Raw genomic sequence first — 14,731 nt, 5'->3', positions numbered from 1 at the left:
AAAGACCGGCCAGTATGTATGTGCGTCAAAGATGGTGCTTACGCCGCAACAGACTGCCGGGTGCCGCGCGCGTTGCGGCCCCTTTGCAAGAAAATGACCAACAGCAAAAGCAACAAAGCGGGGATAAACATCAAATATTTACTGGGCTGGCTGACGGGTTTCAGAACCCGAAGAACCTCTTGATCCCAATCCAGACCCGCTGATTGTGCAGCGGAATCGTAGACAACATCGTCCACAAGCATCTTGCCGCTGTCTTCTCTAAACGCCAGTCCTGCAGCCTCCAGTTTTTCCTCACCTGTGGCCCCTTCACCAATGGGCAATAGCGCAACAAACTCGATCGGATCGCCTAGGTCATTCAAACCCGCCACCCGCAGGCGCAATTCCTCGCCAGCAGGCGTATCATTGGCGGCCTGTACAATCTCGGTTGGCGCTTCTTCGCTGTAGGGTGGCGACACCATATCCATCCAGAAACCCGGGCGGAAGAAGGTGAACGCGATCAACAACAGTGCCGCACTTTCGTAAAAGCGGTTTTTCGCCAGGAACCAACCTTGGGTCGCCGCCGCAAACAACAGCATCGCAAATGTGGCAACGATGAAGACGAATATCCCCTGCGCCCAGGTGACCCCAATCAACAGCAATTCCGTGTTAAAGATAAAAAGGAACGGTAAGGCGGCAGTGCGCAGGCTATAGAAGAACGCAACCACACCTGTCTTGATCGGGTCGCCACCTGAGACAGCCGCCGCCGCAAAACTGGCGAGGCCAACAGGTGGCGTCACATCCGCCATGATGCCGAAGTAGAACACAAACAGATGCACAGCGATCAGCGGCACAATCAATCCGTTCTGCTGACCAAGCGTCACAATGACAGGGGCCAGCAGCGCGGACACAACGATATAGTTTGCCGTTGTCGGCAGCCCCATACCAAGGATCAGTGACAGAACTGCGGTCAGCAGCAGAATGGCAAGAATATTACCACCGGACAGCACCTCAACCACATCGGCAAGGGCAGACCCCACGCCGGTCTGGCTTACCGCACCCACGATAATGCCGGCTGTTGCTGTTGCGATACCGATACCGATCATGTTGCGTGCGCCGGTGACCAATCCGTCAATCAAATCGGCAAAGCCTTCTTTGATATCAGTGGCCAGTTTGCTCTCGCCCCGGAAAATCGCCATCAAAGGTCGTTGCGTCAGCAGAATAAAGACCATGTAGGATGCAGCCCAGAAAGCGGACAAGCCGGGCGACAAACGGTCGACCATCAAGGCCCAGACCAGCACGACGACTGGCAGGATAAAGTGCAGACCTGACCGCGCGGTCGGACCCGGCAGCGGCAGGGTCGTCACTTCTGCATTCGGATCGTCCATCTTGAGCGGCTCTTCCTTGCTGCCGACATAGAGAAGTCCAACATAGACGGCTGTCAGAAAGGCAAAGATGATGTATCCGGCACTGTTCGGGAAGGCGGGACGAATCCAGCCCATCAAATAGTAAACTGCAAAGGACAATGCGCAAATTGCGATGATCGCAAAGGCGATGCCAATCATCTGCTGCACCAGCGGCTTGGGCGTATAGGCACGCGGCAGACCCTGCATGCCGGCCTTCATCGCTTCGAGGTGCACGATATATACCAGCGCGATGTAGGAAATCACCGCAGGCAGGAAGGCATGTTTGACCACGTCAAAATAGGGAATGCCGACATATTCAACCATCAGGAACGCAGCAGCGCCCATAACAGGTGGCATGATCTGTCCGTTCACCGACGAGGCAACCTCGACCGCGCCCGCCTTTTCAGAGCTAAAGCCGACCTTTTTCATAAGCGGAATTGTGAATGTCCCCGTGGTCACCACGTTCGCGATGGACGACCCGGAAATCAGACCAGTCATGGCTGACGCGACAACCGCCGCCTTCGCCGGTCCGCCGCGCATGTGGCCCATTAGGCTGAACGCGACCTGGATAAAGTAATTGCCCGCGCCTGCCCGGTCCAACAAGGAGCCGAACAACACAAACAGGAAAACAAAGGATGTCGAAACGCCCAGTGCGATGCCGAACACGCCTTCGGTTGTGATCCACTGGTGGTTCACAATTTCCGAAAGGCTGTTGCCTTTGTGCGCGATGATGCCGGGCATGTAGGGACCAAGCACGGTATACATAAGGAACACGGATGCGACGATCATCAGAGCCGGACCAAGAGCGCGGCGGGTTGCCTCAAGCAAAATCATCAAACCAATTACGGCAACGACAAAATCCTGCATGATCGGCGCGCCGACACGGCCTGAAATATCACGGTAGTAGACGAATAGATATAGCGCAGCGATTGCGCCAACCACCGCCAATGCCCATTCCCAAACCGGAATGCGGTCTTTGGGAGAGCCGAGGACAACAGTTGCCACAACGCCAAGCGCGATAAGCGGAATCCACCAGGTTGACGTGTCGTCTTTCGCCCCTGTCATGAACAGGAACGCCAAAACTACCGGGACGAAGACACCAAGGCCGATTTGGAATTTGCTGCGGGTCGCGGGAAAAGCGGCGATGCCGAGAAACACGGCAAAGGCCAGATGGATGGAGCGGCTTTCGGTGTCGTTGAATACACCCCAGCCAACAATGAATGGAATGGGCGAGGCGATCCAAAGCTGGAACAGTGACCATGCCAATGCAACGAGCATCAGAAAGGTGCCAACCGGTCCACCGGCAGAGCGGCCCCCGGTGTCGGAAGATGCGACAAGTTCATCCAGTTCTTGCTGGCTTAACCCACCGCGCCCGGCGGCCGCGTTTTCGACGGCAGCAGCTTGCTGTTGATCGTTGTTGGTCATGGTTCGTCCCCCTGTCGCCTTACCTTATGGCAAGTGCACATTCTTATTGTTGGGCCACAAAACACGCAGTGGCAAGAACCCTTGCCACTGCGTTCGTCAAATCAGACTGGTTACTCAATCCAGCCTTTTTCTTTGTAGTACTTTTCGGCACCTGGGTGCAGCGGAGCAGAAAGACCGTCCTTGATCATCTCTTCTTCTTTGAGGTTCTCAAAAGCAGGGTGCAGACGCTTGAAGCGATCAAAGTCGTCAAAGACAGCTTTAACAACTTCATAAACGACATCGTCAGCTACGTCCGCAGAGGTTACAAACGTTGCCTTCACACCGAATGTGTTCGTCTCTGCATCAGACCCTTTGTACATGCCGCCCGGCACAGTGGCCGCTGCATAGTAAGGGTTGTCAGCAATCAACTTGTCGATTTCAGGACCGGTGACCGGGACCAGAACAGCATCAACCGTTGAAACGGCTTCCTGGATCGACCCGTTGGGATGGCCAACGGTATAGATAATCGCATCCACCTTGTTATCGCCCAAAGCCGCGGCTTGTTCAGCGGGCTTCAACTCTGACGCCAGCGCAAAATCGTCCATTGTCCAGCCCAGCGCGTCCATAACGACCTGCATTGTGGCGTACTGACCAGAACCGGGATTACCGATGTTGACGCGCTTGCCCTTAAGGTCGGCAAACGTCGAGATGCCCGCATCAGCGCGCGCAATCACGGTGAACGGTTCACCGTGGACAGAGAACACTGCGCGTGCTTTGTCGAACTTGTTGTCCGCAAATTCCGACGTGCCGTTGTACGCGTGGAACTGCCAATCAGATTGGGCAACGCCCATGTCCATGTCGCCCGCTTTGATCGCGTTGATGTTGGCAATGGAACCACCAGTGGACGGAGCCGTACACTTCAGGTTGTGCTCGGCTGAACCACGGTTGACCAAACGACAGATCGACTGACCCACAACGAAATATACACCCGTCTGGCCACCTGTCCCGATTGTGATGAATTTTTCCTGAGCCATCGCTGCGGTACCGGCCACCATGGCCCCCGCAACAGCAAGCATTTTAATCATTTTCATAGATTCTCTCCCGTTGTTATAAACTACATCCCGCGTTTTTCGCAGTGACATAAGCATCTGTGACACCACCAGACGTTACCCATTTTTCGGAACAGCAAAAAAGCCACTTGAGGCCCCAATTTCTTCCGAGAAACGTGGCAACTTGCGCACAAGATTCTAATCGACAGGTTAGGCACGTTTGAAATTATGATCAAGCAGGCAATAAGCTGGCATCACAATTTAGTCTAAGTCTCTGTTATTGATGTTTATTTCTATTTATTATGTTTCAATGAGAGGTTGTGGCCATGCCCTTCTGTTTAATATTATAGACAAACTTACCAGATTTTAAACCAATGGCTTGCACGGTCTCACAATCCTGTCAAAGTCGGCTAAAATTGAAACATCGCGATAACTTATGAATGGAATCATATGCCTAACCTGCATTCGCTGACCCGCTTCGTGCCGCTTATTGGCGTGCTGGTGCTTACCCTTGCTTCCTTCACTCTAATGCTCGCCTGGTCCATCTGGTTTATCTTGCCGCTTGGCCTTTTTGGGGTGCTGTCGGGGATGGGGCTTTATGATCTTATACAGACCAAGCATTCAATTCTGCGCAATTACCCTGTGTTGGGGCATATGCGGTTCTTCTTTGAGGGCATTCGCCCTGAGATTCGGCAATATCTGATCGAATCTGATCAGGATGAGGAGCCGTTCAGCCGCGATGACCGCAGCCTTGTGTACCAACGCGCCAAGGGCCAAGAAGATGCACGGCCCTTTGGCACTCGGATGCGGGTATACGACGCCGGATATTCTTGGGTCACGCATTCCGTGCAGCCAAAACACATCACTGATACAAGTTTTCGCGTCGAAATTGGTAACAAAGCGTGCAAAAAACCCTATTCGGCGTCGCTTTACAACATCTCTGCCATGAGCTTTGGGTCGCTCTCTGCCAATGCCATTCAGGCCCTCAACACGGGTGCCAAGCTGGGTGGATTTGCGCATGACACGGGCGAAGGATCCGTCAGCAGGTATCACAAGGCGGGCGGTGGTGACCTTATCTATCAAGTGGCGTCAGGGTATTTTGGATGCCGCGCCAAAGACGGCACATTTGACGCAGACAAGTTTACCGAAACCGCGTCACTTGATCAGATCAAGATGATCGAATTGAAGCTGAGCCAGGGGGCCAAACCCGGACATGGTGGCATGTTGCCTGCCTCTAAGATCAGCGAAGAGATCGCGGAGGCGCGTGGCGTGCCGATGGGACAGGACTGCGTATCACCTGCGGCGCATTCCGCCTTTTCGACGCCAATTGAGATGATGCAATTCTTGAAAGAATTGCGGGACCTGTCAGGCGGAAAGCCCGTGGGGTTCAAGCTCTGTATTGGGCACCAACGTGAATTTATGTGTATTGTCAAAGCGATGCTGGAAACAAAAATCATCCCCGACTTTATTGTGGTGGACGGTACCGAAGGCGGCACCGGGGCCGCACCGGTTGAGTTTTCAAATCACGTCGGTATGCCGATGGTGGAGGGGCTGACCTTTGTCCACAATACGCTGCGCGGCGCGGGCATTCGCGATCAGGTCAAGATTGGTGCCGCCGGGAAAGTTGTTTCTGCATATGACATCGCCCGGACGCTGGCGATGGGCGCAGATTGGTGCAACTCCGCCCGCGGCTTCATGTTCTCGATCGGATGTATTCAGGCGCAGGCTTGTCATACGAATCATTGCCCCGTCGGTGTCGCAACCCAAGACAAAATTCGTCAGCGGGCATTGGATGTGGGTCACAAAAGCGAACGTGTGGCCCGTTTTCATCGCAACACAATGGAAGCCTTGGCTGAAATGACCGGCGCGGCGGGCCTGTCGCACCCAAGCGACTTTCAGCCTCGTCATTTAATGCTGCGTCAGGGCGACAGCAGCATGGTCCAGGGTGATCAAGTTTACGCTTATCTGCCAGAAGGATATCTGTTGGATGATGCTGCGACCGACTTTGGTGGCAACAAGTCGCGATGGGCGCGCGCCCGTGCAGAAAGCTTTGCACCAGTGGATTGAGCACCACACAGATCGGCTTGAACGAAAAAGGGCGCGCTGACTTCTCAGCGCGCCCTTTATGCGATTTGGTTAACTTAGTGTGCTTCTTCAGCAATCGCTGCAACAACTGCGGCTTCAAAGATCGCCAAGCCTTCTTCCACGATTGCGTCTGATGCCGTCAGCGGCACCATCACGCGCAGGGCGTTGCCGTGCAAGCCGCAGCTCAGCAGCAGCAGACCGCGCTTGAGCGCGTGAGCAATGACGCGCTTGGTAAAATCCGCATCGGGTTTGGCGCTGTCAAAGTCGGTCACAAACTCAACGGCAACCATCGCGCCCAATCCGCGAATATCCCAGAAACGGAAGGGTGCCGCGCGCTCACCGATTTCGGCAAAGCGTGCTTTGAAGGTTTCGCCCATCGCAGTGGATCGCGCCAGCAGGCCTTCTTCTTCGATCGCGTTGATCGCAGCCAATGCCGCGGCGCAGGCGACAGGGTTGCCCCCGTATGTGCCACCCAAGCCGCCGGGGATCATCGCATCCATGATATCCGCGCGGCCAATAACACCCGCCAGAGGATAGCCACCCGCCATTGATTTGGCCACTGTGATCAAGTCGGGAACAACACCAGAATGTTCGATCGCAAACCAGGTGCCGGTGCGGCCGAAACCAGCCTGCACTTCGTCAGCAATCAACAAGATACCATGCTGATCGCAGATCTCGCGAAGCTGTTGCATCATTTCAAAAGGCACAGGCGTATACCCACCTTCGCCCAGAACCGGCTCAATGATGATCGCCGCCACACGTTCGGGCTGCGCATCAGTCAGAAACAGGTTCTTGAGGCCGATGATTGCGTCATCGACGGTAATGCCATCACGCACGGATGGGAAAGGTGCGCGATAGATATCGGACGGGAAAGGACCTATGTCTTTTTTATAGGGCGATACCTTACCGGTCATGCCCAGCGTCAGCAATGTGCGGCCATGATAGCCACCGGTAAAGGCGATCACACCAGAACGACCAGTTGCGGCACGGGCGATCTTGACGGCGTTTTCCACCGCCTCGGCACCTGTGGTAACAAGCAGCGTTTTCTTGGGCGCGTCACCAGGAGCCAGCGCGTTCAGTTTTTCTGCCAATTCAATGTAAGGGCCGTAAGGGACAACCTGAAAGGACGTATGCGTATATTGATCTTCCTGCGCCTTGGCCGCAGCGATCACCTTGGGGTGACGGTGGCCCGTGTTCAAAACGCCAATTCCGCCGACAAAATCGATGTACCGGTTGCCTTCAACATCCCAAAGCTCTGCATTTTCTGCATACTTTGCATAGATGGGTGCCGCTGACGCAACGCCACGCGGTACAGCGGCCTCACGGCGATCAACCATCTGCGCGTTGGTAATATCGGCAGCAGCGACTGCCTGAGATACGATGTTCTTTACGGCTTCCATCTGCGTCTTCTTTTTCGCGACGGCCTTGCGGCGGGGTTTCTTTGCGGTGCTGGACATATCAAATTCCTTTGCTTCAAACGCCAACATGCGTTTAAAAAATCGTCTTAGGATGTTTAATATAATTGTCAATTGGGATAATGCAACGCATTCGAAGGCCCGGCGCATTGGGCCGGATTTTGCCTGTGACAAACCCCGATGCAAACGCTAGGAACATACCACAGCTACTATGAGGGTCGCACCGTTGGACATTGGTCACAAACTCAGAACCATCAGGAAACAGCGCGGCTTGTCCCAAAGGGAATTGGCGGCGCGTGCCGGTCTGACCAATGGCACAATTTCTCTGATCGAGAAGAACCGCACAAGCCCCTCTGTCGCGTCACTCAAAAGCCTGCTTGATGCCATTCCAATCAGTATGGCCGAGTTCTTTTCGACACTTGAGGAATCCCAAGCCCCAAAGGTCTTTTACAAGGCTGAAGAGTTTACGGAAATCGCGCCCGTCAGCGAAGGGCAGGTGTCACTTCGCCAGTTGGGAAATGCAGAGCACCATGCTTTGCAGGTATTGCATGAAACCTATCCTGCTGGTGCAGATACCGGACCGGAATTGTTGTCACATAATGGCGAAGAGGCTGGAATCGTTGTGCGAGGGTCAATCGAAGTGACCGTCGATGGGAACGTGGCGGTCCTGAATGTCGGCGACGGATATCTCTTTGACAGCCGCTTGCCTCATCGTTTTCGAAATCTGGATGACGCAGTATGCGTAATAGTCAGCGCATGCACACCGCCCAGTTTCTAAGGGGACGGCACATAGGATGCCGGATCACCGATCAGAATTTGGTCGTGACTGCCTGTCAGCCCGACCGGTATCCCCATTGGAATTTTTCGGTCGGCTGACCCGGTCATTCGTGGTCAGGGCAATAATGATGATCCCGGCGAGGGTCAGGATCGTCAGGCTGCCCAGAAAGAGCTCTGTGGTCATGTGATTATCCTTTCGATCGTCTCGTTACATTCTAACGATCCGGTCAAGAATTCTGTTCCAAAATAATTGATTGCTCTCGTCATCTGTGTTGCAAGAGCCGTTGTGATCGACGCAGATTTAGGTGGCGTTAACTCACATTCAATAGTCGTAGATTTCTTTGTTTCTAGGCGGGACCGGAAAATTCACAGTCATTTGGTACTGGCCATCAGTTTCGCCCACTTCGACTTGACCGTTAAGTTGACGTGCAAATGCGAGGATGAGGGTTGAACCCAAACCGGTGCCCGAAACAACCGGCCCAATCGCAGTGGTGTTCGCAATCAAAAGCTGCGCCCGGTCGGGACCATCGTAGGACAGATTGATGGTGATCTGCCCTTTGTCTTTGGGCGCATGAGACACATATTTCAGCGCGTTCGTCATCGCCTCTGATGCAAGCAACGTTAAGGGTGCAGCATCATCGGCGTTCAGAATAATTGGATCATAATGCTGGGAAACCTTCACATTTGAGCCTGGCGCAAACCCGACAGCCAGCAATTGGTTCACAACTTCATGAAGAAGAACACCGGCATCGACGCTGGCCAAATCCGTGTTCTGATAGAGGCTTTTGTGAACCGTCGCGAGGCTCAGGATACGGTCTTGCAACCGACGAAGCACAGTTTTTGCGTCTTCCGAATCCGATTGCCTGATCTGCATGTTCATAATTGACGAAATCAGCTGCAGGTTATTTTTGACCCGGTGATGCACCTCTTTCAACAAGATATTCTTTTCACGCAGGCTATCTTCGAGGGTCGCTTCATCGCGCAGAATCGATTCAGCCATCTCGATAAAGGCGCTTTCCATTTTTACCAATTCAATTGGCACACTCGGGCTCAATGTATCGCGCGGCAGGGTGCGGTTGATCGCAAATCGGCGCATCTGACGTCCGAGTTTTCGAATGTGTGTCAACGCCAGCCGATTCAATGCCAAAAATGCGACGACCAGACTGGCCACCCACATCAAAATTGGCAACATTGCGCTGAGCCGAGTCGAGATATCTGATTGCAGGAACGGTGTATCTGAATGCCAAACGCTTAACGCATATACGGCGTCGGGAACGATAGGCAAGATGGCATAGGCGCGTTCTTGACCCGACTGGTTGGTGGCAAGGAAAACGTGCGTGTTGTTTTCTGTAAACAGCGAAAGTTCTATGTTGGCTGGGACCTCATTCTGAGCAACATTTGGCGACCGTTCGGTGGTCAGAATCTCTCCATCTTGATTGAAGGTCATGAGTGACAGTGGCGCTATGGCGAGAGGGGGCTCATCAACACCCTCAAACGTCGTCGATGGGATCGAGATCGCCATAAAGCCAATCAATTCATCATCTTCAAAAACCGGGGAATTAACGATGATCACGTGTTTCCCACTCACGACACCGATCCCCCGCACTGAGGCTTGACGCTCGCCCCGGCGCAGCGCGCTTTGGAATCCTTTATTTGTAGAAAAATCACGGGATTCAGCGGATGAAGAGCACTGCATCAGACCATCGATTGGAATAAATCCAACCAAGCTGTAGATTTTCGACGCCTCTTTATACTCTCTCAGGAATTCTGAGCATTCCTGGCTGTTGTTTCGTCTTAACCTAACAAGGGCGGACAATGCCTCTGCCGCCCCAAAAGCTTCCTGAAGGACCCGGCGCTCCGCGCCCGAGGCCTGCTCAGTCACCGCAAGCAATGACAATTCTGCACTTGCTCTGCTCTGATCTGCGATTTGGCGGGTTTGCACAATCGCAATCAATCCGATCGGCAAAAGAGCGAGCGACAGGAAAAACAATACCCGCACTGCCAAACCGCGCATCAGGCCGCCAGAAAGAAAACCAGAAGTCATTGTCAGAAAGAAGACACTTTTGACGCGGATAGAACTGACATTGTCGCGTCATCGGTCATTTCCAGCGACTCGTTTTCGTCATGTCCCATCAGTTCGGCCAATCTTGCACGTGCCCTGCTGGTCCGGCTCTTGATCGTTCCGACCGCCACGCCGCACATCTCCGCTGCTTCCTCGTAAGAGAATCCCGACGCACCAACAAGCAAAAGCGCCTCGCGTTGTTCATCCTGCAATTTCGCCAACGCTTTTCGAAAGTCGGTCATTTGCATGTGGCCATCATGCGCCGGCTTCTCTGCCAGGCTTTCCGTAAACACTCCATCCACATCTGCAACCTCTCTTCGGGCCTTGCGACGGGATGAATAATAAGTGTTGCGCAGGATCGTAAACAACCAGGCTCGCATGTTCGTTCCAGCCTGAAATTTCTCGATGTTCGTCCACGCCTTGACCAAGGTATCCTGAACCATATCATCTGCAATCGCGCCGTTGCGGGTCAAGCTGATTGCGAACGCGCGCATTGCCGGCAGGTGCTCTACCAGTTCGTTACGCGGATCCTTATTGATCATTTGTCGGACCCTTGTTTGGCGTCCTGCTGTTTGAGCTGATCTAACAGGAGCTTGAACCGGTCCGGTATCCCTTCATCCAGTGTTTCTTCGAAAACACGCTTGAGGTTTTCATCGATCACACGCTCACGCTCATCTTTCTTTCGGGATTGCACAACTTACCTCTGGCTTCAGTAGTTCAAATCAATAATTTCAGCTTTCAACGGAACTAAACGCAGGCTTGCGGTGTTTGGTTCCCGAAAATGCAAAAAAAGGACTGCTATCCATGAACGACGTAACTGAGACCCGCAATATTAGCGATGAGTTGGGGGCAAATATCCCGTTTCTGCGTCGGTTCGCGCGGGCCATGACAGGCAGTCAGCAAAGCGGAGACACATTCGCAGCGGCCACTCTTGAGGCAATCCTTGCCGATCGTTCGGTGTTGGATGGGTCAGATACAAAGACAGGTCTGTTCAAAATTTTGTACGGCATCTGGTCCAGCGCCGGCGCACCCGTGGAAGAAGGTGAAAGCGGTGCACGGGCCAAAGCGCAAAAACGCTTGGCAAGCTTAACCAACAACAGCCGCGAGGCGCTGTTGCTGCATACAATCGAAGGGTTTTCGTTTTCTGAGATTGCCGAGATCATCGGCGTTGACCAACCCGAAGCAGAAGGGCTTGTTTCTATAGCGCGTCAGGAAATGGCCGACAGTACCGCTGGTTCGGTGATGATCATTGAGGATGAGGCGATTATTGCGATGGATATCGAATCGATCGTGTCGGATATGGGTCATCGCATCACCGGCATCGCACGCACCAGAGATGAGGCCGTAGAGTTAGGCAAATCAGATGTGCCCGATCTGATACTTGCCGATATCCAGCTGGCGGACAACTCATCTGGCATTGACGCTGTGAATGACTTGCTGGCAGAATTGGGGAACCGCCCCGTTATCTTTATCACTGCCTTTCCTGAACGCTTGTTGACAGGCGATAAACCTGAACCGGCATTCCTGATCTCCAAACCCTATTCGGTTGATCAGGTAGTTTCTGCGGTGTCACAAGCGATGTTCTTTTCGTCGACCGAAACACTACACAGCTGAGCAGCTTGGGCGATGCGCGATGTTAATTGCAAGTGGGTGCCTGGCATCTTTGGCACTCACTTGTTTGAAAAGTGAGCAACCAAAATCTGCTATTTCCCATCTAATGGGAACTTTCTGCGTCAACCGGGGTTTGATTGTAACGAAAGAAAAAAGGTGAAGGAGAGTACCAATGGTTTCTGCGAAAACCGCCAACAGAGATACCAAGTCAGCTCATGACGTGACAGTAGGAGACCTTTCAGACCAGATCGCGGTTCTGAAAAATGACATCGCTGCCCTGACAAATACACTGGGTGCTTACGGCAAGGCCAAGTCAGAAGAGGCGTCGCGCACCGCGAAAGAGACTGTCGACGATCTGACAACCGCCGGACGGGTTAAGGCGCTTGAGGCACAGCAGCAGGCAGAAGAATTCATTCGCACGCAACCGGCAACCGCCTTGGGCATCGCCGCTGGCGTCGGTTTTCTCGTGGGTTTGATCACGGCGCGCCGATAACATGTTGGCGATGCTGACATACCACTTGCAGAGGGCCGCGACCAGAACCGCGCACACTGCTGTGTTGGGACTGGCCGCGGCTTTCTTGCTTTTGATCGGGTTAGGCTTTTTGACTGCGGCTGCTTGGCTATTGCTTGCCACGCTGACAACACCTTTCATCACGGCACTCATCTTAGGCGGCATTTATTCAGGCGTGGGGTTCCTATTGTTGGCTGTTATGTCGATGCGCAGTCATGCAAGACGCCGCGGGCGCGCCGCAGCATTGGCCGCAGCAGCGCCAACGTCGTCCACCAGTCTGACATCGATCATAGCCGCGTTTATGGCTGGCCTCACTGCTGGGAAGACAGCGCGTTTCTGACCGCCGATACGAGCGTAGTAGAATTGAACGGGCGGGGCACAAATTGTGCTGCTGAACGGTTGCCATTTTCGGCCGGAATGTCATCGCAGATAATAACCAGCCCCGCACGTTCGGCAAATGACAATGTCTCGCTGTTGCCGCCCAAAGCATCTTGGCCAGAGACCGAAAGAATGACGACAGACGGTGCGGCCTGCTGCTCATCGAACCGGGCAAGATCCCGGAGATCTTCGATCATATGAATGACGCCGCAAAACGCGTCTTTTAAAGTTTCGATGATATCGATTCGCACCAAAGGATCTTGTTCGTAGACGAGAAATCGCATGCGCTTGTTTCCTTATTAAGGATGACAATTACTGTGCGACAGGCGATCATGCATTAAACTGTGACATACTGAGAGGCAAAGAAAACGATGGCTACAAAGTGTCGATACTGCCCCCTGCAGCGCAAAGAACTTTTTGTGCGTATGTCAAAAGACGATCTGGAGTTCATGCAGAAGTTTAAAGCTGGCGAACTCACCGTGGAACCTGGGACACCCATTTTAATGGAAGGGTCAAACGCGCCGCAGCTTTTTACCGCCCTGTCCGGGATGGGGATCCGCGACAAGATGCTAGAGAACGGCGAACGCCAAGTTCTCAACTTTGTTTTTCCCGGGGATTTCATTGGATTGCAAGCAGGTATTCTTGGTAAAATGGGCCATTCCGTCGAGGCACGAACGCACATGCGGCTCTGTGTCTTTAATCGGTCAGAGTTCTGGCAGTTTTTCAAATCCAACCCGGCAAGGGCTTTCGACATCACCTGGCTCGCTGCAATCGAAGAACACTTTTTGGGTGAAACGCTAGCGTCTGTCGGGCAACGTACGGCAATTCAGGCAATTGCGTGGGCTCTGGTCAAAATTTTTCAGCGAGGTGATGCGCTTGGCATGGTCACGAATAACCAGATGGAATTGCCCTATACACAACGAGACTTGGCCGACGCATTGGGCTTGTCTCTGGTTCACACAAACAAAACACTGGGCAAGTTAAAAGACCGGCAACTGGCCTCTTGGTCAGATCGGATGCTGCAGATAAACGATGTAAAATCTCTGGCAGACATTGCCATCATGTCGCTTGAAAAGGCACCTCAACGGCCATTCCTCTGACACTGCAATGTGCTTGCCGCCTCATGCGTCGTCTGAGACTTCGACGACATTATCAGCGGCATAGGCCCCTCGTTTGCCCAACGGCTTTGGGTCGCCAACGGTGCTGTCCGGCCTCGTACGTAATTCAATCTGTGCATTCAGAGATGCGCCCAGAAGAACGAGAAAACTGCTTATCCATAGCCAGATCAGCATCGCGATCACAGCCCCGATTGACCCATAGACCTGATTATAATTGCCAAAATTGGCAACGTAATATGAGAACCCGACCGAAATAATCGCCCATGATACGACGGCAAGGATGGCACCGAAGGACAGCCATTGAATTCGCGCCGGGCGGCGGTTTGGGCCATACCGATAAAGCACACCAACCCCAGCCAATAAGACGGTGATGGCAATGGACCACCGCACAAGGTCAGCAATGAAATTCCCGAAAGGCCCGAGCGGAATAAACGCCAGGACAACTGGTGCCACAACAACAGTAAGCAATGCCGTGATCCCAACTGCAACCAGCCCGATGGTCAGCAACAATGCCCGAAAATAATGCCCTGCCGCACCTCGGTTGCGCTCGTTATAGACGTTGTTCAAGCCGATCATCATGGCCCCCACGCCTGCCCGCGCTGACCAGAGTGCGGCAACCAACGACAGCAATCCCGCCCACCCCAACGCGTCAGCCCGCGCAGAGACCAGCGACACCACCTGATCGTTGACGATCTGGTAGACATCATTGGGCAAAAAGCCCCGAATTGACTCAAGCTGTGCGATGACGACGACCGGATCAGAAATCAGCCCAAGGATCGCGATCAATGCGGCGAGCGCCGGAAAGATTGACAACATGGCAAAGAACGCCACACCTGCGGAAACCAGGCTAATATTGTTCTCTGAAATATGGTTAACGCTCGCCTTCAGTGCGGCCCAATATACCTTGGGGTTTGTCGGGGGTGTCCGTTTCATCAGTCG

The 14,731-nt window shown here is 53.4% G+C and carries 14 protein-coding genes; 5 read left to right on the top strand and 9 right to left on the bottom strand.

What is annotated here, in order from left to right; translation table 11 throughout:
• Nucleotides 1-38 precede the first annotated feature (38 nt).
• Nucleotides 39-2,807 (bottom strand): TRAP transporter permease, encoded by a 2,769-nt coding sequence (locus ACEWL3_RS00920; protein ID WP_386177162.1) that lies wholly within the window; start codon nt 2,805-2,807, stop codon nt 39-41.
• A gap of 110 nt (nt 2,808-2,917) precedes the next feature.
• Nucleotides 2,918-3,877 carry a TAXI family TRAP transporter solute-binding subunit gene (locus tag ACEWL3_RS00915; RefSeq protein ID WP_386177161.1) on the bottom strand — a complete coding sequence of 320 codons (960 nt, stop codon included), beginning with the start codon at nt 3,875-3,877 and terminating at the stop codon, nt 2,918-2,920.
• A 408-nt stretch (nt 3,878-4,285) separates the two neighbouring features.
• Here ACEWL3_RS00915 and ACEWL3_RS00910 point away from each other — a divergent pair, with 408 nt between their 5' ends.
• Nucleotides 4,286-5,902: an FMN-binding glutamate synthase family protein gene (locus tag ACEWL3_RS00910; protein WP_386177160.1), complete on the top strand. Its 1,617-nt coding sequence runs from the start codon at nt 4,286-4,288 to the stop codon at nt 5,900-5,902.
• A 74-nt stretch (nt 5,903-5,976) separates the two neighbouring features.
• On the opposite strand, the gene gabT is transcribed toward ACEWL3_RS00910, so the two are convergent.
• Nucleotides 5,977-7,377 carry a 4-aminobutyrate--2-oxoglutarate transaminase gene (gene gabT / locus ACEWL3_RS00905; RefSeq protein WP_386177159.1) on the bottom strand — a complete coding sequence of 467 codons (1,401 nt, stop codon included), beginning with the start codon at nt 7,375-7,377 and terminating at the stop codon, nt 5,977-5,979.
• A 184-nt stretch (nt 7,378-7,561) separates the two neighbouring features.
• Between gabT and ACEWL3_RS00900 the strand changes: the two genes are divergently transcribed.
• The gene (locus ACEWL3_RS00900; RefSeq protein WP_386177158.1) at nt 7,562-8,113 is read left to right on the top strand and encodes a cupin domain-containing protein; all 552 of its coding nucleotides are present in this window, start codon (nt 7,562-7,564) and stop codon (nt 8,111-8,113) included.
• A gap of 24 nt (nt 8,114-8,137) precedes the next feature.
• Here the strand turns inward: ACEWL3_RS00900 and ACEWL3_RS00895 are convergent, their stop codons facing one another.
• From ACEWL3_RS00895 to ACEWL3_RS00880, 4 genes are all read right to left on the bottom strand, one after another.
• Complete coding sequence (locus ACEWL3_RS00895) at nt 8,138-8,296, bottom strand: hypothetical protein (protein ID WP_386177157.1); 159 nt, start codon at nt 8,294-8,296, stop codon at nt 8,138-8,140.
• Nucleotides 8,297-8,434: 138 nt separating this feature from the next.
• Nucleotides 8,435-10,126 (bottom strand): sensor histidine kinase, encoded by a 1,692-nt coding sequence (locus tag ACEWL3_RS00890; protein ID WP_386177156.1) that lies wholly within the window; start codon nt 10,124-10,126, stop codon nt 8,435-8,437.
• Nucleotides 10,127-10,158: 32 nt separating this feature from the next.
• A complete protein-coding gene (locus ACEWL3_RS00885) occupies nt 10,159-10,716 on the bottom strand; it encodes an RNA polymerase sigma factor (protein WP_386177155.1) in 558 nt (185 codons plus the stop codon).
• On the bottom strand, nt 10,713-10,868 hold the full coding sequence (locus ACEWL3_RS00880) for a NepR family anti-sigma factor (protein WP_386177154.1): 156 nt from the start codon (nt 10,866-10,868) through the stop codon (nt 10,713-10,715). The genes ACEWL3_RS00885 and ACEWL3_RS00880 overlap by 4 nt, the downstream gene beginning before the upstream one ends.
• Nucleotides 10,869-10,978: 110 nt before the next feature.
• Here ACEWL3_RS00880 and ACEWL3_RS00875 point away from each other — a divergent pair, with 110 nt between their 5' ends.
• Both ACEWL3_RS00875 and ACEWL3_RS00870 read left to right on the top strand, forming a co-directional pair.
• Entirely contained in the window at nt 10,979-11,788 is an 810-nt protein-coding gene (locus ACEWL3_RS00875; protein ID WP_386177153.1) for a response regulator, read from the top strand.
• A 169-nt stretch (nt 11,789-11,957) separates the two neighbouring features.
• On the top strand, nt 11,958-12,278 hold the full coding sequence (locus ACEWL3_RS00870; RefSeq protein ID WP_386177152.1) for an ElaB/YgaM/YqjD family protein: 321 nt from the start codon (nt 11,958-11,960) through the stop codon (nt 12,276-12,278).
• A gap of 329 nt (nt 12,279-12,607) precedes the next feature.
• Here the strand turns inward: ACEWL3_RS00870 and ACEWL3_RS00865 are convergent, their stop codons facing one another.
• Nucleotides 12,608-12,958 carry a hypothetical protein gene (locus tag ACEWL3_RS00865; RefSeq protein ID WP_386177151.1) on the bottom strand — a complete coding sequence of 117 codons (351 nt, stop codon included), beginning with the start codon at nt 12,956-12,958 and terminating at the stop codon, nt 12,608-12,610.
• 87 nt (nt 12,959-13,045) lie between these two features.
• Here ACEWL3_RS00865 and ACEWL3_RS00860 point away from each other — a divergent pair, with 87 nt between their 5' ends.
• Nucleotides 13,046-13,774 (top strand): Crp/Fnr family transcriptional regulator, encoded by a 729-nt coding sequence (locus tag ACEWL3_RS00860; protein ID WP_386177150.1) that lies wholly within the window; start codon nt 13,046-13,048, stop codon nt 13,772-13,774.
• A gap of 21 nt (nt 13,775-13,795) precedes the next feature.
• Here the strand turns inward: ACEWL3_RS00860 and ACEWL3_RS00855 are convergent, their stop codons facing one another.
• On the bottom strand, nt 13,796-14,725 hold the full coding sequence (locus ACEWL3_RS00855; protein WP_386177149.1) for a YihY/virulence factor BrkB family protein: 930 nt from the start codon (nt 14,723-14,725) through the stop codon (nt 13,796-13,798).
• Nucleotides 14,726-14,731: the final 6 nt, after the last annotated feature.

It is taken from the genome of Sulfitobacter sediminivivens, from assembly GCF_042611115.2.
In the GTDB taxonomy this organism is placed as follows: domain Bacteria; phylum Pseudomonadota; class Alphaproteobacteria; order Rhodobacterales; family Rhodobacteraceae; genus Sulfitobacter; species Sulfitobacter sediminivivens.
This window is presented reverse-complemented; position numbering and strand designations above follow the sequence as displayed.

Coding starts and splice junctions, on each gene's coding strand:
- ACEWL3_RS00920 (WP_386177162.1), bottom strand. CDS start 2,807: ATGACCAACAACGATCAACAGCAAGCTGCTGCCGTCGAAAACGCGGCC.
- ACEWL3_RS00915 (WP_386177161.1), bottom strand. CDS start 3,877: ATGAAAATGATTAAAATGCTTGCTGTTGCGGGGGCCATGGTGGCCGGT.
- ACEWL3_RS00910 (WP_386177160.1), top strand. CDS start 4,286: ATGCCTAACCTGCATTCGCTGACCCGCTTCGTGCCGCTTATTGGCGTG.
- gabT (WP_386177159.1), bottom strand. CDS start 7,377: ATGTCCAGCACCGCAAAGAAACCCCGCCGCAAGGCCGTCGCGAAAAAG.
- ACEWL3_RS00895 (WP_386177157.1), bottom strand. CDS start 8,296: ATGACCACAGAGCTCTTTCTGGGCAGCCTGACGATCCTGACCCTCGCC.
- ACEWL3_RS00890 (WP_386177156.1), bottom strand. CDS start 10,126: ATGCGCGGTTTGGCAGTGCGGGTATTGTTTTTCCTGTCGCTCGCTCTT.
- ACEWL3_RS00885 (WP_386177155.1), bottom strand. CDS start 10,716: ATGATCAATAAGGATCCGCGTAACGAACTGGTAGAGCACCTGCCGGCA.
- ACEWL3_RS00875 (WP_386177153.1), top strand. CDS start 10,979: ATGAACGACGTAACTGAGACCCGCAATATTAGCGATGAGTTGGGGGCA.
- ACEWL3_RS00870 (WP_386177152.1), top strand. CDS start 11,958: ATGGTTTCTGCGAAAACCGCCAACAGAGATACCAAGTCAGCTCATGAC.
- ACEWL3_RS00865 (WP_386177151.1), bottom strand. CDS start 12,958: ATGCGATTTCTCGTCTACGAACAAGATCCTTTGGTGCGAATCGATATC.
- ACEWL3_RS00860 (WP_386177150.1), top strand. CDS start 13,046: ATGGCTACAAAGTGTCGATACTGCCCCCTGCAGCGCAAAGAACTTTTT.
- ACEWL3_RS00855 (WP_386177149.1), bottom strand. CDS start 14,725: ATGAAACGGACACCCCCGACAAACCCCAAGGTATATTGGGCCGCACTG.